At 70.6% G+C, this 17,274-nt stretch carries 16 protein-coding genes and 1 tRNA gene; 10 read left to right on the top strand and 7 right to left on the bottom strand.

All coding sequences use genetic code 11. The features are described 5' to 3' along the window. Window positions 1-86: 86 nt before the first annotated feature. Window positions 87-2,834: a pyruvate dehydrogenase (acetyl-transferring), homodimeric type gene (gene aceE, locus AB0E91_RS20260; RefSeq protein WP_361783412.1), complete on the bottom strand. Its 2,748-nt coding sequence runs from the start codon at window positions 2,832-2,834 to the stop codon at window positions 87-89. A gap of 424 nt (window positions 2,835-3,258) precedes the next feature. Between aceE and AB0E91_RS20255 the strand changes: the two genes are divergently transcribed. From AB0E91_RS20255 to AB0E91_RS20230, 6 genes are all read left to right on the top strand, one after another. Beyond that, window positions 3,259-3,699, top strand: a complete 441-nt coding sequence (locus tag AB0E91_RS20255) for a DUF3052 domain-containing protein (RefSeq protein ID WP_343245678.1) — start codon at window positions 3,259-3,261, stop codon at window positions 3,697-3,699. Window positions 3,700-3,858: 159 nt separating this feature from the next. Then, window positions 3,859-4,317, top strand: a complete 459-nt coding sequence (locus AB0E91_RS20250) for a peroxiredoxin (protein ID WP_361107471.1) — start codon at window positions 3,859-3,861, stop codon at window positions 4,315-4,317. Window positions 4,318-4,472: 155 nt separating this feature from the next. Then, window positions 4,473-5,048: a TerD family protein gene (locus tag AB0E91_RS20245; RefSeq protein ID WP_361783408.1), complete on the top strand. Its 576-nt coding sequence runs from the start codon at window positions 4,473-4,475 to the stop codon at window positions 5,046-5,048. A 93-nt stretch (window positions 5,049-5,141) separates the two neighbouring features. Further along, window positions 5,142-5,720: a TerD family protein gene (locus tag AB0E91_RS20240; protein ID WP_361107475.1), complete on the top strand. Its 579-nt coding sequence runs from the start codon at window positions 5,142-5,144 to the stop codon at window positions 5,718-5,720. A gap of 76 nt (window positions 5,721-5,796) precedes the next feature. After that, entirely contained in the window at window positions 5,797-6,942 is a 1,146-nt protein-coding gene (locus AB0E91_RS20235) for a DUF475 domain-containing protein (RefSeq protein ID WP_361783405.1), read from the top strand. A 193-nt stretch (window positions 6,943-7,135) separates the two neighbouring features. Then, a complete protein-coding gene (locus AB0E91_RS20230) occupies window positions 7,136-7,873 on the top strand; it encodes a Tellurium resistance (RefSeq protein ID WP_361783402.1) in 738 nt (245 codons plus the stop codon). On the opposite strand, the gene AB0E91_RS20225 is transcribed toward AB0E91_RS20230, so the two are convergent. Both AB0E91_RS20225 and AB0E91_RS20220 read right to left on the bottom strand, forming a co-directional pair. Continuing rightward, window positions 7,833-8,270 carry a barstar family protein gene (locus AB0E91_RS20225; RefSeq protein WP_361783399.1) on the bottom strand — a complete coding sequence of 146 codons (438 nt, stop codon included), beginning with the start codon at window positions 8,268-8,270 and terminating at the stop codon, window positions 7,833-7,835. The genes AB0E91_RS20230 and AB0E91_RS20225 overlap by 41 nt on opposite strands. Window positions 8,271-8,280: 10 nt before the next feature. Then, a complete protein-coding gene (locus AB0E91_RS20220; protein WP_361783396.1) occupies window positions 8,281-9,162 on the bottom strand; it encodes a TerD family protein in 882 nt (293 codons plus the stop codon). Between the two features lie 175 nt (window positions 9,163-9,337). Between AB0E91_RS20220 and AB0E91_RS20215 the strand changes: the two genes are divergently transcribed. The 3 genes from AB0E91_RS20215 to AB0E91_RS20205 all read left to right on the top strand — a co-directional run bounded on the left by AB0E91_RS20215 (window position 9,338) and on the right by AB0E91_RS20205 (window position 13,998). Continuing rightward, complete coding sequence (locus AB0E91_RS20215; RefSeq protein ID WP_361783393.1) at window positions 9,338-10,504, top strand: HpcH/HpaI aldolase/citrate lyase family protein; 1,167 nt, start codon at window positions 9,338-9,340, stop codon at window positions 10,502-10,504. An 81-nt stretch (window positions 10,505-10,585) separates the two neighbouring features. Next, window positions 10,586-13,081: a phosphoribosyltransferase gene (locus AB0E91_RS20210; protein ID WP_361783390.1), complete on the top strand. Its 2,496-nt coding sequence runs from the start codon at window positions 10,586-10,588 to the stop codon at window positions 13,079-13,081. Next, window positions 13,081-13,998, top strand: a complete 918-nt coding sequence (locus AB0E91_RS20205) for an HAD family hydrolase (RefSeq protein ID WP_361783387.1) — start codon at window positions 13,081-13,083, stop codon at window positions 13,996-13,998. The genes AB0E91_RS20210 and AB0E91_RS20205 overlap by 1 nt, the downstream gene beginning before the upstream one ends. 121 nt (window positions 13,999-14,119) lie before the next feature. On the opposite strand, the gene AB0E91_RS20200 is transcribed toward AB0E91_RS20205, so the two are convergent. The 3 genes from AB0E91_RS20200 to AB0E91_RS20190 all read right to left on the bottom strand — a co-directional run bounded on the left by AB0E91_RS20200 (window position 14,120) and on the right by AB0E91_RS20190 (window position 16,434). Continuing rightward, window positions 14,120-14,338, bottom strand: coding sequence for a zinc ribbon domain-containing protein (locus tag AB0E91_RS20200; protein ID WP_361783384.1), 219 nt, complete (start codon window positions 14,336-14,338; stop codon window positions 14,120-14,122). A gap of 38 nt (window positions 14,339-14,376) precedes the next feature. After that, complete coding sequence (locus tag AB0E91_RS20195) at window positions 14,377-15,009, bottom strand: DUF4383 domain-containing protein (RefSeq protein WP_361783381.1); 633 nt, start codon at window positions 15,007-15,009, stop codon at window positions 14,377-14,379. Between the two features lie 96 nt (window positions 15,010-15,105). After that, window positions 15,106-16,434 carry a hypothetical protein gene (locus AB0E91_RS20190; protein WP_361783574.1) on the bottom strand — a complete coding sequence of 443 codons (1,329 nt, stop codon included), beginning with the start codon at window positions 16,432-16,434 and terminating at the stop codon, window positions 15,106-15,108. Between the two features lie 328 nt (window positions 16,435-16,762). Here AB0E91_RS20190 and AB0E91_RS20185 point away from each other — a divergent pair. Next, a tRNA-Val gene (locus tag AB0E91_RS20185) sits at window positions 16,763-16,834 on the top strand. Window positions 16,835-16,927: 93 nt separating this feature from the next. On the opposite strand, the gene AB0E91_RS20180 is transcribed toward AB0E91_RS20185, so the two are convergent. Next, window positions 16,928-17,269, bottom strand: a complete 342-nt coding sequence (locus AB0E91_RS20180; protein WP_361783378.1) for a DUF6087 family protein — start codon at window positions 17,267-17,269, stop codon at window positions 16,928-16,930. Between the last annotated feature and the right edge of the window lie 5 nt (window positions 17,270-17,274).

Genomic DNA, 17,274 nt, shown 5'->3' with positions numbered 1-17,274 from the left:
GGAACTGCGCGACAAGCCACCACGGGCCCGAGGCCGCGCGATCACCGAACCAATAACGGCGATCGCGCGGCCACAGACATCAGCACCTAGGCATCTCCACCAGCTGCACCAGGGGCCGCAGCCTTCACATCGAGCAACTGGTACCGATCAATCGCCTGCTTCAGCACAGACCGATCGATCTTCCCCTCCTTCGCCAGCTCGGTCAGCACAGCGACCACGATCGACTGAGCGTCGATATGGAAGAACCGCCGAGCAGCCCCCCGAGTGTCGGCGAAGCCGAACCCATCCGCGCCGAGCGACTGATACGGCCCAGGAACCCACCGCGCGATCTGATCCGGCACCGACCGCATCCAGTCGGACACCGCCACGAACGGCCCCTCACCGGTCCCGAGTTTCCGCGTCACGAACGGCACCCGCTGCTCCTCCTCGGGGTGCAGCAGGTTGTGCTCCTCGCAGGCCACCGCCTCGCGCCGCAGCTCGTTCCAGGAGGTCGCCGACCACACGTCGGCCCGTACGTTCCAGTCCTCGGCCAGAATCCGCTGCGCTTCGAGCGCCCACGGCACCGCGACGCCCGACGCCATGATCTGCGCCGGGATCGCGCCGGAGTCGGCGTCCTTGAGCTTGTGGATGCCCTTGAGGATGCCCTCGACGTCCACGTTCTCCGGCTCGGCCGGGTGCCTGATCGGCTCGTTGTAGACGGTGAGGTAGTAGAAGACGTCCTCGCCGTGCGGGTGTTCGGCGTCGCCGCCGTACATCCGGCGCAGCCCGTCCTTCACGATGTGCGCGATCTCGTAGCCGTACGCCGGGTCGTACGCCACGCACGCCGGGTTGGTCGAGGCGAGCAGCTGGGAGTGGCCGTCCGCGTGCTGGAGTCCCTCACCGGTCAGGGTCGTACGGCCCGCGGTCGCGCCCAGGACGAAACCGCGCGCCAACTGGTCGGCCATCTGCCAGAACTGGTCGCCGGTGCGCTGGAAACCGAACATCGAGTAGAAGACGTACACCGGGATCAGCGGCTCGCCGTGGGTGGCGTAGGCCGAGCCCGCCGCCATCAGCGAGGCCGTGCAGCCCGCCTCGGAGATGCCGTCGTGCAGCATCTGGCCGGTCGGGGACTCCTTGTAGGCGAGGAGCAGATCGCGGTCCACCGACTCGTACTGCTGACCGAGCGGGTTGTAGATCTTCGCACTCGGGAAGAACGAGTCCATGCCGAAGGTGCGGTACTCGTCCGGCGCGATCAGCACGAACCGCCTGCCGATCTCCTTGTCCCGCATGAGGTCCTTCAGCAGCCGTACGAACGCCATGGTGGTGGCGATGGACTGCTGACCCGAGCCCTTCTTCACACTCGCGTACGCACTGTCGTCCGGCAGCTCCAGCGGCTCGGAGCGCACGAGGCGCGTCGGGACGTACCCGCCGAGCGACTTGCGCCGGTCGTGCATGTACTGGATCTCCTCCGAGTCCCGGCCCGGGTGGTAGTACGGCGGGGCGCCGGACTCCAGCTCGCGGTCGGAGATCGGCAGGTGGAGCCGGTCACGGAAGTGCTTGAGGTCGTCGACCGTCAGCTTCTTCATCTGGTGCGTGGCGTTGCGGCCCTCGAAGTTCGGGCCGAGGGTCCAGCCCTTGACCGTCTGCGCCAGGATCACCGTCGGCTGGCCCTTGTGCGCCTTGGCCGCCGACATCGCCGCGAAGATCTTCCGGTGGTCGTGGCCGCCGCGCCCCAGGTGCAGGATCTGGTCGTCGGTCATGTTCTCGACCATCGCGCGCAGCCGCTGGTCGTCGCCGAAGAAGTGGTCGCGGATGTACTGGCCGGACTCGGTGGCGTACGTCTGGAACTGGCCGTCGGGCGTGGTGTTCAGCTTGTTGACCAGGATGCCGTCCCGGTCCTGCGCCAGCAGCGGGTCCCAGGTCCGGTCCCAGACCAGCTTGATCACGTTCCAGCCGGCGCCCCGGAACTGCGACTCCAGCTCCTGGATGATCTTGCCGTTGCCGCGCACCGGGCCGTCGAGCCGCTGGAGGTTGCAGTTGACCACGAAGGTCAGGTTGTCCAGGCCCTCGCGGGCGGCGATCGACAGCTGGCCGAGCGACTCCGGCTCGTCCATCTCGCCGTCGCCGAGGAACGCCCACACGTGCGAGTTCGACGTGTCCGCGATCCCGCGCGCCTCCATGTAGCGGTTCATCCGCGCCTGGTAGATCGCGCCGAGCGGGCCGAGGCCCATGGAGACGGTCGGGAACTCCCAGAAGTCCGGCATCGAGCGCGGGTGCGGGTAGCTGGATAGGCCGTCGGGGTACTTCGACTTCTCCTGGCGGAAGCCGTCGAGCTGGTTCTCGGTGAGCCGGTCGAGCAGATAGGCGCGGGCGTAGATGCCGGGGGAGGCGTGGCCCTGGAAGAAGACCTGGTCGCCGCCGTCACCGCCGTCCTTGCCGCGGAAGAAGTGGTTGAAGCCCACGTCGTACAGGGACGCGGAGGAGGCGAAGGTGGCGATGTGGCCGCCGACGCCGATGCCGGGCCGCTGCGCGCGCGAGACCATCACGGCCGCGTTCCAGCGGGTCGCGTTCAGGATGCGGCGCTCGATCTCCTCGTTGCCCGGGAAGAACGGCTCGCTCTTGGTGGGGATGGTGTTGACGTAGTCCGTGCTGCGCATCTCGGGCACGGCCACGCGCTTCTCGCGGGCCCGCTCGATCAGCCGGAGCATGAGATACCGGGCCCGCTCCCGGCCGCGCTCGTCGACGGCGGCATCGAGGGAGTCGAGCCACTCCTGCGTTTCCTCGGGGTCGAAGTCAGGAACCTGACTCGGAAGGCCGCCAATGATGATCGGATTGCGATCGGAACCGGAAGCCACGCTGTTCCTCACCTTTCGGAGGGCCTGGGCCATTTCTTCTCTGAAGACTTCGGGAGACTTCTTCTGTGAAGGACGTTCCCCATCGTGTACCTCGTCACGGCCCGCGTCACCCCGGTCGCGGCGTTCGCCCGGGGCAAAACGCGACGATACGCCCGCGGTGTGACGTGCTCGGCAAATTTGTTCGACTGTCGTAACCAAGGATGATTCTGAAGGGGGCATAACGGGCACATCGGTGTGATGTGGTTCCCCGGCAAACGGGATACGGTGCCATAAGCCGCTGCGGCGCCGCCGCCGCAGTCACCGTTTCGGCGGTCTGGACGGTCGGGTACTTGCGCGATCCGTCCCGCCCGTGTGGACTACGGCCAACGCTTCGCGTACGCGCGGAGCCGAGTTACTTCACCAAGACATGATCAGGAGGCAACCCGTGAGCGCGACCGCGGACCACGCGGAGGAGCGGACCAACCCTGCCGCCAGGCTGGGTTTCCAGCCCGGACAGGTGGTCCAGGAGATCGGCTACGACGAGGACGTCGATCAGGAACTCCGCGAGGCCATCGAGGAAGCCGTCGAAGGCGACCTGATGGACGAGGAATACGACGACGTGGCCGACGCCGTCGTGCTGTGGTTCCGTGATGACGACGGCGACCTCACCGATGTGCTGGTGGATGCCACCACGTACATCGAAGAGGGCGGTGCCATCCTGCTCCTGACGCCGAAGACCGGCCGTACGGGGTACGTGGAGCCGAGCGACATCTCGGAGGCCGCGACGACCGCAGGCCTGACCGCCTCGAAGGGCGTCAGCGTCGGCAAGGACTGGAGCGGCTCGCGTCTGGCGACGCCGAAGGCCGCCAAGTCCGGCAAGCGGTAGGACAGCGCCGCCGAGCGGCAGACCCGCCGGGCCCTGGGCTCCGTGGCGGGCCGGACACACCTCCGGCCCGCCACGGAGCCCGTGGTGCGTGCTGCGTAGGGTGGGTGGGAGCGGACTCCCGCCCACCCCCCGTCAGCCCACCGAAGGGATGCAAGGACGATGGCGATCCAGGCCGGCGACAAGGCGCCCGACTTCGAGCTCAAGGACAACCACGGCCGCACCGTGAAGCTCTCGGACTTCCGCGGCGAGAAGAACGTGGTCCTGCTCTTCTACCCCTTCGCCTTCACCGGCGTGTGCACCGGTGAGCTGTGCGAGCTGCGTGACCACCTCCCGCAGTTCGAGGACCGCGACACCCAGCTCCTCGCCGTGTCCAACGACTCCATCCACACCCTGCGCGTCTTCGCCGAGCAGGAGGGCCTGGAGTACCCGCTGCTGAGCGACTTCTGGCCGCACGGCAACGTCTCGCGCGCCTACGGCGTCTTCGACGAGGACAAGGGCTGCGCCGTCCGGGGCACCTTCGTCATCGACAAGGAGGGCGTCGTGCGGTGGACCGTGGTCAACGGCCTTCCCGACGCCCGCGACCTCAACGACTACGTGAAGGCGCTCGACGCGCTGTGAGCCGGTCCGGGGCGAGCGCCCCCGGGCCCCGACACCTGTGATCCTTCGGGTCCAGGGTCTGCGAGGGGCGGGAACCCGTCACTAGGATCGGCTCGTTGATCCCGTATCCGAAGTACGACGGGGCTCCCCGCCCCTGGACACCACATGGAGGACCCGTGGGAGTCAGCCTCAGCAAGGGCGGCAACGTATCGCTGACGAAGGAGGCCCCGGGCCTGACCGACGTCATCGTCGGTCTGGGGTGGGACGTGCGCACCACGACCGGCACCGACTTCGACCTCGACGCCAGCGCGCTGCTGCTGAACAACGCCGGCAAGGTCGGCAGCGACCAGAACTTCGTCTTCTTCAACAACCTCAAGAGCCCGGACGGATCGGTCGAGCACACCGGCGACAACCTCACCGGTGAGGGCGAGGGCGACGACGAGCAGATCAAGGTCAGCCTCGTCACGGTGCCGCCGGACGTCGACAAGATCGTGTTCCCGGTCTCGATCTACGACGCCGACAACCGTCAGCAGTCCTTCGGCCAGGTCCGCAACGCCTTCATCCGCGTGGTGAACCAGGCGAACGGCCAGGAGCTGGCGCGCTACGACCTGAGCGAGGACGCGTCCACCGAGACCGCCATGGTCTTCGGCGAGCTGTACCGCAACGGCGCCGAGTGGAAGTTCCGCGCCATCGGCCAGGGCTACGCCTCGGGACTGCGCGGCATCGCCCAGGATTTCGGCGTCAACGTCTGACGCCATCCGTTCCACCGTCCGGCGCCGTCCCGTTTAGGGGCGGCGCCGGAAGCGCAGGAGACACAGGAAGCACCACAGGGGAGGAGCAGCAATATGGGTGTCACGCTTGCCAAGGGGGGCAACGTCTCCCTCTCCAAGGCCGCGCCGAATCTCACCAACGTCATGATCGGGCTCGGCTGGGACGCCCGGTCCACCACCGGCGCCCCCTTCGACCTCGACGCCAGCGCCCTGCTGTGCGGCGCCGGGAACCGGGTCCTGGGGGACGAGTGGTTCGTCTTCTACAACCAGCTCACCAGCCCGGACGGATCGGTCGAGCACACCGGCGACAATCTCACCGGTGAGGGCGAGGGCGACGACGAATCGATTCTGGTGGATCTCTCCCGGGTGCCCGACCGGTGCGAAAAGATCATCTTCCCCGTCTCGATTCATATGGCGGACGATCGGGGCCAGTCATTCGGCCAGGTGTCCAATGCGTTCATCCGCGTGGTCAACCGCGCCGACGACCAGGAACTCGCCCGCTACGACCTGAGCGAGGACGCCTCCACCGAAACCGCGATGATCTTCGGCGAGCTCTACCGGTATCAGGGCGAGTGGAAGTTCCGCGCGGTCGGACAGGGGTACGCGTCCGGACTCCGGGGGATCGCTCTAGACTTCGGAGTCAACGTTTCGTAAAGCCGGGTACGGCGCGGGGGAAAATCGCTCCCAGACATGCTCTGGGACGGCCCTCCACACACGATGGGGTTAGCCAGTGCTTCTGAAAACCTTCGGCTGGTCGTTCGCGGTGACCGCGCTCGGCCTGGTCGCGGCGGTCTTCTACGGGGGGTGGCAGGGCTTCGGCATCGTGGCGATCCTCTCCATCCTCGAGATCTCGCTGTCGTTCGACAACGCGGTGGTCAACGCCGGAATCCTGAAGAAGATGAACGCCTTCTGGCAGAAGATCTTCCTCACGGTCGGCGTGCTCATCGCGGTATTCGGGATGCGCCTGGTCTTCCCCGTCGTGATCGTCGCGATCAGCGCCAAGATGGGCCCGATCGAGGCCGTCAATCTCGCGCTGAACAACAAGGACCGCTACCAGGAACTCGTCACCGACGCCCACCCGGCGATCGCCGCCTTCGGTGGCATGTTCCTGCTGATGATCTTCCTCGACTTCATTTTCGAGGACCGGGACATCCAGTGGCTGCGCTGGATCGAGCGGCCGCTGGCCAAGCTCGGCAAGGTCGACATGCTGTCGGTCTGCATCTCCCTGATCGTTCTGCTGATCACCTCCTTCACCTTCGCCACCCACGCCCACCAGCACGGCGGCGCCCACGCCGACAAGGCGCAGACGGTGCTGATCGCGGGCGTCGCGGGTCTGATCACCTACATGATCGTCGGTGGCCTCTCCGGCTACTTCGAGGACAAGCTGGAGGCCGAGGAGGAGCGTGAGCACGAGGCCGAGGAAGCCGCCGCCCGCTCCGGCAAGCCACGCTCGGCGGTGCTGCTCGCCGGCCAGGCCGCGTTCTTCATGTTCCTGTACCTGGAAGTCCTGGACGCGTCCTTCTCCTTCGACGGTGTGATCGGCGCCTTCGCCATCACCAACGACATCGTCCTGATGGCGCTCGGCCTCGGCATCGGCGCGATGTACGTCCGTTCGCTGACGGTCTACCTGGTCCGCCAGGGCACCCTCGACGACTACGTCTACCTGGAGCACGGCGCCCACTACGCGATCGGCGCCCTGGCCGTGATCCTCATGGTCACCATCCAGTACGAGATCAACGAGGTCGTCACCGGTCTCGTCGGCGTCGTCCTGATCGCCTGGTCCTTCTGGTCCTCGGTCCGCCGCAACCGCGCCCTCGCGGCGGCGGGCGGCGACGCGGGCTCGGCGGAGAAGACGGAGATCTCCTCAGGGGTGTGACCCCGGGTGCCGGGGGTGTGAACCCCATGCTCCGGTGTGCCCCCTAGGGGCAAGATCGGGGACGGGGCGGGGTGTGGCGCCCGGTGCCGGAAGGGAACGCTTCGAACGGGGCGGCCGACGTGGTCGGCCGCCCCGACGGCTTTTCCACCACGAGCACCACGAGCACCACGAGCATCGGCACCAGGGGGCGGGAATGGGATTCTTCGACGGACTGCTGGGCGGACGCGGCGCCGACTTCGACTCGGGCAGCTCCGCGAGCAACGCGATCGAACTGACCAAGCGGCACCAGCAGGTGTCCCTCACCAAACAGGACGCGGCCACCGGCCACCTCCGGGTCAACCTGACCTGGCAGATGCGGACCTCCGACATCGCCGGCATCCAGCGCGAGAGTCTCTTCCGGCACCCCTTCAAGGCGCTCAAGCCACCGGAAGTGATGGGCCACGGCCAGAGCATGGTCAACGTCGACCTGGACCTCGGGTGCCTGTACGAGCTGACGGACGGCACCAAGGGCGTCGTCCAGCCCCTCGGCGGCTACTTCGGCGACGTGAACGCCCCGCCGTACGTCAAGCTCAGCGGCGACGACCGCTTCGGCTCGGCGTCCGGCGAGACCATGTACGTCAACCTCGACCACCGCGACGCCATCAAACGGCTGCTGGTCTTCGTCTACATCTACGACCAGACCCCGGCGTTCGACCGTACCCAGGCCAAGGTCACCCTCTACCCGAGCAACGGCCCCCGCATCGAGGTCGACCTGGACGAGCGCCACCCCCAGGCCCGTTCCTGCGCGGTGGTGCTCATAGAGAACGTCAAGGGGGAGCTGCTCGTCCGCCGCGAGGTCAAGTTCGTCTACGGCTTCCAGGGCGAGCTGGACCGGCTCTACGGCTGGGGGCTCAGCTGGGGCCGGGGCTACAAGTCCAAGGCGGACCGCTAGCGGGGGCGATGCAGACGGAGACCTGGGTCGGCCTTCCGCCGGTGTCCCGGGCCTCGGCGAGGGACGCGGCCACGTCGCGGAGGATGCTCAGCGCGGTCCGGAAATCGCCCTCGGCGCCCGCGACGGGCCGGGCGTCGGGCCAGACGATGACCACGGAAGGAGACTTCAGCTCGTGGAGCCCGCCCCAGACCGAATCGGCGAGGGCGTCCCACACCATGCGGAAGGTCCCGAGCGGTGGCTCCAACGGGAGTGTCTCCCGCACCGCCCCGAAGAACGTCTCCTTGTCGGTCCGCCCGGCGGTGGAGAGCGTGAACACGGGTATGCCCTGGCGGGCGGCCTCGTCGAGTATCCCGGGAAGGTCCGCGCCGGAAACCTCGTGAAGGCCCCTGTCGATCACCGTGTTCGCCTCACCGGCCCAGGAACTGCGGGCCCTGTGGTGGGAGCCGGAAGTCCGGGTCCAGGGACGCCGCCGGAAGGGGCTGCGGCTGCGGATAGCCGTAGGCGGGCTGCTGCCGGGTCGCCGGGGGCTGCTGGGCCGTGGCGTGCTGCGGACCGGCGGGCTGCGGGTAGCCGTAGCCGGGCTGCGCGGCGGTGGCCGGCTGGGGATAGCCGTAGGCCGACCGCAGCGCCGAGGTCGTCTGTGGATAGCCGTAGGCGGGGGGTGCCTGCGCCGGGACCGGCGCCGGCTGCTCGGGCGGCAGCGGCAGCGACAGGGACTCGGAGCGCGGCGGCTCCTCCACCGCCTCCGACTCGTCCACCGAGATGCCGAAGTCGGTGGCGAGCCCCTTCAGCCCGTTCGAGTAGCCCTCGCCGAGCGCGCGGAACTTCCAGGCGTCCCCGCGCCGGTACAGCTCACCGCAGATCAGCGCCGTCTCCGCACCCGTCTCCGGCGTGACCTCGAAACGGGCCAGCGGCTCGGCGTCGGGCGTCGACGCGTCGTACACCAGGACGCACAGCGTGGGCACGAGGTCGAAGGTCTCGCCGTCCGCCGAGGCGACCAGCAGCACCCGGCTGACGCCCGGCTCCATCCCGGTCAGATCCGCCTGGACGGTGTCGGCCAGGCCCTCGGTGACCCGCTTCTTGCCCAGGCGCCACACGGCGCCCGAGGGGTGCCGGGGCTGGTTGTAGAAGACGAAGTCCTCGTCGGAGCGCACCCGGCCGTCGGAACCCAGCAGCAGCGCCGAGACGTCCACGTCCGGCACGCCCTGCCCGGGCGTCCAGCGCAGCACGGCGCGAACCGTGGTGGCCTCCAGCGGGATGTTCGACCCCTTCAGCATCGCGTGCGTCATGCGGTCATCCTGCCTTCTCGGTCCTGGGCACGACAATGCGGGGTGCCCGGCGTCGCCACGCCTCGGTTACCGGAAATTCATGCCCTCCCGGGAACCCCTGACATGGATCTCTACGTACTATTACCGGCCACCCTTTGCCGAAATCACCGGCCCGCGTATGCCTTGAGGGAGTCCAATGCGTCATTTCGGGCACATCGCCCCCGAGGTGCGGGAGCGTCTGTTCCACCAGGAGCCGTGCGAGTTCACCGCCGACTCCCCGGCCCGGCTGCTGTCCGCCGCCCTCGGTGCCACGCTCTACAGCCCCGCCACCCGCCCCCGCCTCGCCGACGACGTCCTCAAGCAGCGCCGGGCCGGAGTGGTCTCCATGGTGCTGTGCCTGGAGGACTCCATCGACGACGCGGACGTACCGGCCGGGGAGGACAACCTCGTCCGGCAGTTCGCCGAGCTCGACGCGCGCGCGGGGGAGGAGCCGCCGCTGCTCTTCATCCGGGTCCGCACCCCCGACCAGATCCCCGACCTGGTCCGGCGCCTCGGCCCCACCGCCCGGCTGCTCTCCGGCTTCGTGCTGCCCAAGTTCACCGGCGAGCGCGGAATGCCGTTCCTGGAGGCGCTGAGCGCGGCGGAGAAGGAGAGCGGCAGGCGGCTCTTCGCCATGCCCGTCCTGGAGTCGACCGAGCTGATCTACCGCGAGTCCCGCGCGGAGACCCTGGAGGGCATCGCCCACGCGGTCGGCAAGTACCGTGAGCGGGTGCTCGCCCTGCGCCTCGGCGTCACCGACTTCTGCTCCTCCTACGGCCTGCGCCGCGCCCCCGACATGACCGCCTACGACGTCCAGATCGTCGCCTCCGTGATCGCCGACGTGGTCAACGTGCTGGGCCGGGCCGACGGCACCGGGTTCACCGTGACCGGGCCGGTCTGGGAGTACTTCCGCGTCCCCGAGCGGGTCTTCAAGCCGCAGCTGCGGCAGAGTCCCTTCCTTGAGGTGCGGGCCGTCGAGCTGCGCGAGAAGCTGATCGAACACGCCATGGACGGCCTCCTGCGGGAGATCTCCCTCGACCAGGCCAACGGCCTGCTCGGCAAGACCTGCATCCACCCCTCCCATGTCATGCCCGTCCACGCGCTGTCCGTGGTCAGTCACGAAGAGTTCAGCGACGCCCAGGACATCCTGCGGCCGGAACGCGGCGGTGGGGGTGTGCTGCGGTCGGCCTACACGAACAAGATGAACGAAGTGAAGCCCCACCGCGCCTGGGCCGAGCGCACGCTGCTGCGCGCCGAGGTCTTCGGCGTGGCCGGCGAGGACGTCGGCTTCGTGGAACTGCTCGCCGCCGGCATCACCGGCTGACCCTCCCGCCGCCGGGGCGACCGGCTGACCCTCCCGCCGGGGCGACCCGGCCGACCTCCCCCCACCACCTCCAAGGAACGCATGAACAACGCAGTGAACGACGGCGTCTGGTCCGGCAGCTGGGTCGCCGAGCGGCTCGGTGTCGAGCTGGAGGGCGACGACGAACTGCCCGCCCTCCTCGGGCTCGCGCTGCGCCGCAACCCCAAGCGGGCCCATCTGCTGGTCTCGCACGTCCTCGGCAAGCACGTGCCCCAGTCGCCCACCGTCGTCTACGGCCACGGCTTCCGGCTCGGCCGCCGGGTGCGCGCGCTGCTCGGCGACACGGAGGCCGCCGAGGCCGTCGTCCTGGGCTACGCGGAGACCGCCACCGGCCTCGGCCACGCCGTCGCCGACGGCCTGGGCCTCGCGCCGTATCTGCACTCCACCCGCCGCCCGGTGGCCGGGGTGGACCGTGCGGGCGGCTTCGAGGAGTCCCACTCGCACGCCACCTCCCACCTGCTGCTCCCGTCCGACCCCGCGCTGCTCGCGGGCGACGGCCCGCTGGTGCTGGTGGACGACGAGTTCTCCACCGGCAACACGATCCTCAACACCATCCGCGACCTGCACGAACGCCACCCCAGGCGGCGGTACGTGGTGGTCGCCCTGGTCGACATGCGCTCACCCGAGGACGCCGGACGCCTGGAGCGGTTCGCCGCCGGGATCGGCGCCCGCGTGGACCTGGTGGCGGGCGCGTCGGGGACCGTACGGCTGCCGGAGGGCGTGCTGGAGAAGGGGCGGGAACTGGTCGCGCGCCACGAGAGCGCCGAGTCGGGACCGGACGTGCGGGCGCACGGCGCGCCGTCCGGCCGCACCCCCCGCGTCGACCTGTACTGGCCGCGCGGGCTGCCCGACGGCGGACGGCACGGGTTCACCCCCGCCCACCGCGCCCGCCTGGAGGCCGCGCTGCCCGCGATGGCCGCCCGCGCCGCCGAGGCGCTGCCCGAGGAGGCGGAGCGGGTGCTGGTGCTCGGCTTCGAGGAGCTGATGTACGCCCCGCTGCGCATAGCCCGCGAGCTGGAGCAGCTCGTCCCCGCCGACGTGCGCTTCTCGACCACCACCCGCTCGCCGGTGCTCGCCGTGGACGACCCGGGCTACGCGATACGCAGCAGCCTGGTCTTCCCCGACCACGACGACCCGGCCGACGGCCCCGGCGAGCGGTACGCGTACAACGTCGCGGGCGGCGGCTTCGACACCGTCCTCGCCGTCGTCGACTCCGCCGCCGACACCCCCCGGCTGCACGCCCCCGGCGGCCTCCTCGACCGCCTCGCGGCCCATGTCCCGAACGTCCTGCTCGCGGTCGTGCCGTCCTACGTACCCGAGCCCCTCGCCACTCCCGAAAGGCCGCCCATGCTGCCCGAGCCCCTCCGTGGCCCCGTCTTCTCCTCGTACGCACCCGACGAGGTCGGCTGGCTGCTCCAGGACCTCTCGGGCGTCACCCTGGAGGCGCCGACCGAGGAGCGCGAGGAGGCCGTGCAGAGCGGCGGCGCGCACTACGCGGAGTCGCTGCCGGTGGAGTACCAGCCCAGCGAGCGCTACCAGGAGCTGTTCCACGCGGCCCTGGAGACCTCGGCCGCCCGGATCGCCCAGGCCGTCGGCGTGGTCACGGAGACCGTCCTCACCGAGGTCGCCGCCCGGCCGCGCCCCGGCGCCTCCGGTGAGCCCCCTCGCCCGGTGCTGGTCTCCCTCGCCCGCGCGGGCACCCCGGTCGGCGTGCTGATGCGCCGCTGGGCCCAGCACCGCCACGGCCTCCAACTCCCGCACTACGCCGTCTCGATCGTGCGCGGCCGGGGCATCGACGCCAACGCGCTGCGCTGGCTGGCCGCCCACCACGACCCGCGTGACGTCGTCTTCGTCGACGGCTGGACCGGCAAGGGCGCCATCACCCGCGAACTCGCCGCCGCCATCGAGGAGTTCGAGCGCGAGGAGGGCATCACCGGCTTCGACCCGGAGATCGCCGTCCTGGCCGACCCGGGCTCCTGCGTACGCACCTACGGCACCCGCGAGGACTTCCTCATACCCTCCGCGTGCCTCAACTCGACGGTTTCCGGCCTGATTTCGCGCACCGTTCTGCGCGCGGACCTGGTCGGCCCGAACGACTTCCACGGCGCGAAGTTCTACCGCGAACTCGCGGGCGCCGACGTGTCGGTGGCCTTCCTCGACGCCATCTCCGCCCGCTTCCCCGAGGTCGAGGAGAGCGTGGACGTGGCCGTCAAGGAACTGCTGGCCGGGGACCGCGCCCCGACCTGGGAGGGCTGGCGGGCCGTGGAGCGGATCAGCGAGGAGTACGGCATCCACGATGTGAACCTGGTCAAGCCCGGCGTCGGCGAGACCACCCGGGTGCTGCTGCGCCGGGTGCCCTGGAAGATCCTCGCCAAGGCGGGCGCGGGCGCCGACCTCGACCACGTCCGGCTGCTCGCCGAACAGCGCGGGGTGCCGGTGGAGGAGGTCGACGAGCTGCCGTACAGCTGCGTCGGCCTGATCCACCCGCGCTACACCCGCGGTGCGACGGGCGCCGACGGCCGGGCGGTGAGCGTCTGATGACGGTCATGGTGGCGAGCGACCTCGACCGCACGCTGATCTACTCCGCGGCGGCCCTCGGGCTGACCATGCCGGATGCCCGGGCGCCCCGGCTGCTGTGCGTGGAGGTCCACGAGAGCAGGCCGCTGTCGTTCATGACGGAGACGGCGGCCGGGCTGCTGAGCGCGCTCGGGGACGCGGCGGTGTTCGTGCCGACGACGACCCGCAGCCGCAAGCAGTACCAGCGGATCAACCTGCCGGGCCCGCTCCCGACGTACGCGATCTGCGCCAACGGCGGCCATCTGCTGGTCGACGGGGTCACGGACCGGGACTGGCACGCCCGGGTGCAGGCGCGGCTCGCCGCCGCGTGCGCGCCGCTCGCGGAGATCCAGGACCACATCGCCGTGATCGCCGACCCGCTGTGGGTGCGCAAGCAGCGCGTCGCCGAGGACCTGTTCGCCTACCTGGTCGTGGAGCGCGAGCTGACGCCCGACAGCTGGGTCGCCGAGCTGACCGGCTGGGCGGCGGAGCGCGGTTGGACGGTCTCGCTCCAGGGCCGCAAGCTCTACGCCGTCCCCGGTCCGCTCACCAAGAGCGCGGCCGTGCGGGAGGTCGCCCGGCGCACCGGCGCGGAGCTGACGCTCGCGGCCGGTGACTCGCTGCTCGACGCCGACCTGCTGCTCGCCGCCGACCGCGCGTGGCGGCCGGGGCACGGGGAGCTGGCCGAGGCGGGCTGGACGGCGCCGACGGTCGACGCGCTGCCGGACCGGGGGGTGCTGGCGGGGGAGCGGATTCTTCGCGAGTTCCTGGGGGTGGTGGGTGCGGGTGCGGGTGCGGGTGCGGGGGCGGGTGCGGGTGCGGCGGTGCCGGGACCGGCCTCGGCCCCCGGTTCCGCGTCGGCTTCGGCGGCCCCTGCTTCGGCCGAGGTGCGTCCGTAGGGGCCGGTGGGCCGATGGGTCGGTGGGTCGATGTGCTGCGGCGAGGGTGCCGCGTGTGTCGCGTCGGCGGGGGGCGGTGGATGCGGCGCCGGGACGCGGCCCCGGGCCGCGCCGACGGGGGTCAGCCGCAGCAGCCTCCGCCGCAGCAGCCGCCACCGCCGCCGCCCGCGGGGGCCGGGGCGGGGGCGGAGGAGGTGCCGCCGACCGCGACCGCGGAGAGCAGCTTCACCGTGTCGTCGTGGCCCGAGGGGCAGGCGGCGGGGGCGGCGGACTCGGCCATGGGACGGCTCAGTTCGAAGGTGTCGTCGCAGGTCCGGCAGCGGTACTCGTAGCGAGGCATGGGGACAGGTTAGCCGCCGGACCGGGCGGCGCGGCGGGTCACTCGGAGGTCGTGTCCGGGTGCGCGCTCCCTCGTGTGTCCGTCCCTTTCGCGTCCGTTCCCTTCGCCTCCCGGCCGGTGAGGGCGGGCCGGTCCGCGCCGGTGAGCGCGGGCTGCGCGTCCGCGTACTCGGGGTGCCGGTGGCGCCAGTAGGGGTTGTCGTGCGGGAGGACCGAGCCGACCCGGCCGTACATGCCGAAGGTCATCAGCAGCAGGCCGACCACGAAGGTGAAGTACACGTTCTGGATCTTGAACGCCAGGATGTTGCTGTCCGTGCCCAGCAGGCCCAGATTGATGAAGCCGTTCAGGATGAACAGCACGCCGAAGACCATGTTCAGCGTCGAGGCGAAGTTGCCGCCGATCACCATGCCCGCGAGCAGGATCAGGCCGACGACGATCGAGAGCACGCTCAGCGCGCCGTTGGTGTTGAGGCCCGCCACCGTGTCGCTGCCGGTGTTGAAGGGCCCGATGTGGTCGACCACCCCGAGGATGCCGAAGATCAGCAGGAAGAGCCCGATCAGTCCGGCGCCGATCCGGTAGACCCTGTTCAGCCGGTGGTCGACGGGCAGATGCTCGTCGAACGGGATGCGGCTGCCGCGCCGGTGTCTGGTGCGCTCTGCGTGTGTGGCCATGTCCGCCTCCCTCGGGGCGTCGGGGCAGGCCATACGGTTCATCCCAATATCCGCCCGGTGGGCCGGTGGCGGCAACACAGGGCGGTAGGCGCTCGCTCAGTGCCCGGAGCCGCGCTCCTCGCGGATCTGCGAGACGACCCGGGACGCCGTCTCCCGTACGGCCTCCGTCTCGGTGAGGAAGTGCCAGTAGTCGGGATGGCGGCCGCTGTCCAGGCCGGCGATCGCCCGGTCGAGGCGGGCCACCGCGTCGTCGAGCGGCCGGGCGTGCCGGGGGTCCGGCGCCGTACGGCCGGTCATGGCGAGCCGCTGGGCGTCGCGGAGCGCGAACCTGGCCCGTTCGATCTCGGCGCGGGGGTCCTTCTGGACGGCGTTGAGCCGGTTCAGCCGGTCACCGGCGGCGGAGACGGCCTCGTCGGTGGTGTTCAGCAGGGCGCGGACGGTCGAGAGCAGGGAAGTGGCGTCCGCCCAGCGCTGGGCCTCCCGCGCGGAGCGCGCCTCGGCGAGCTTGCGCTCGGCCTGCCGTACGTTCTCCCCGGCCTGCGCGGGCACCTGCTGGAGGTCCTGCCAGCAGGCGGCGGTGAAGCGGCGGCGCAACTCGCTCAGTATCGGCTCGACCTGTCCGGCGCGGGTGGTGAGCGCCTGGGCACGGGTGCCGAGGCTGACCAGTCTCCGGTCGATCTCGGCGGCCTTCTCCGGTAGCCGCTCGGCCTCGGCCCGGATCGCCCCGGCCTCCCGCCGTACCCGCTCGGCGCGTTCCAGGGTGGCGGCCACGCCGTGCTGTCCGGCGCCCTGGTTGAGCCTGGTCAGCTCGGGGGAGAGCGCGGCGAGCCGCGCCGCGAGGTCGTCGGCCCGCAGCCGCTTCTCCCGTACGGCGTCCAGCGCGTTGCTCGCTCCCAGCAGCTCCTGCCGGGCCCGCTCCACGGCCGGGGCGAGCCGCGCGAGCTGCGTCTCCGCCTTCCCGAGCAGCGGCCCGAGCGAACTCCCGAACCGGTCCAGCTCCTGCTTGACCCGCACCAGCCCGTCCTTGGCGGCGGTCAGCTCGGTCCGCGCCCGTGCCGCGACGGCGGCCTCCAGGTCGTCCCGGTCCAGATCCTGCGCGTCCACGGCCTCGATGTACCGGTGGCTGGCCTCGTCGATACGACGCCCGAGCGCGGCGAAGCCGTCGACGGCGCGGCGGGCGTCGGCCGAGTCGTCCACGGCGCTGATCGTCTCGATGGCGATCAGCAGATCCCGCTGGGCGGTGTCCAGCTCGTAGAACGCCTCCGCCGCCGCGTCCTTGGCCGCCTGCGCCTCGGCCCGCTGACTCTCCGCCCGGCCCCCGAACCAGCGACGGGTCCCGCCTCCGGCGAAGGCGGCGGGGAGCGCGAGGGCGGCGAGGAGGGGGAGGGTGAGGAGGAGAGCGGTGTCGCGCAGGGCGGTGCTGATGGCGCGTGGGGGCGGGGCATCTCGCCGGGCGGTGTGGTCTCGCGGGGGCGGGGTGTTGTCGCGCGGGGCGCGGTACCGGTGCCGGACCCGTGCGGCCGACGGCGGATACGGCTGCGAACCTGACGGCGTGCCCGGTGTCCCCGTCACAATCCCTCTCCCGTGCTGTCCTGCGGCGCCCTGGGTGGAGTCATTCTCCCACCCGTCAAGGACGAACACACGGGCCGGTCAGTTGCCTCCACCCGGCCCCCTGCCTCGCATTACGGGTTTGCGGTCACCTGGCGCAGTCAAGGTAAGCTGTCGCTCGACCCGGCCACGTGCCGGTCTTCACGGGTGCGTAGCTCAGGGGTAGAGCGCCTGCCTTACAAGCAGGATGTCGGCGGTTCGAAACCGTCCGCGCCCACGCAGTTCAGAGGCCCCTTGCCTGATCGGTGAGGGGCCTCTTCCCGTTCATTCTGGGGAAATTTAGGAGATCATCTCTGCGGCCTTCCCGTCGTCAGTCGGCTGAGGGCTTGATCAGCCGATGGAACGGGATGGTCGGCCGATACGGATCAGGCATCTTCGGGAGTCGCCCGAACTCGGGAAGCGGCACTCTCCGGGCGCGGACGACTGCGTCCTCGCCGGTCGCGGCGGCCGCCGCTGCGAGGTTCGTGGCTGTCCCGGACGGCACCCAGTCCTGGCCGTCCCATTCCTCGATGCCGCGTGGTGCGTCCGGGTGGACGTGGACGCCGTGCTGAGGTTCGTCACCGAGAGAGATCGGGCGGCGCTCGCCCTGCCGAGGACGGCGGGCAGCACGCCGCTCGGCCCACTGTTCCAGGGGCTCGTGGTCGTCTGCCATCCGAT

The organism is Streptomyces sp. NPDC026659, assembly GCF_040638245.1.
Lineage (GTDB): Bacteria > Actinomycetota > Actinomycetes > Streptomycetales > Streptomycetaceae > Streptomyces.
Note: the sequence above shows the minus strand (reverse complement) of the source record. Positions and strands in the feature narration are given on the sequence as shown.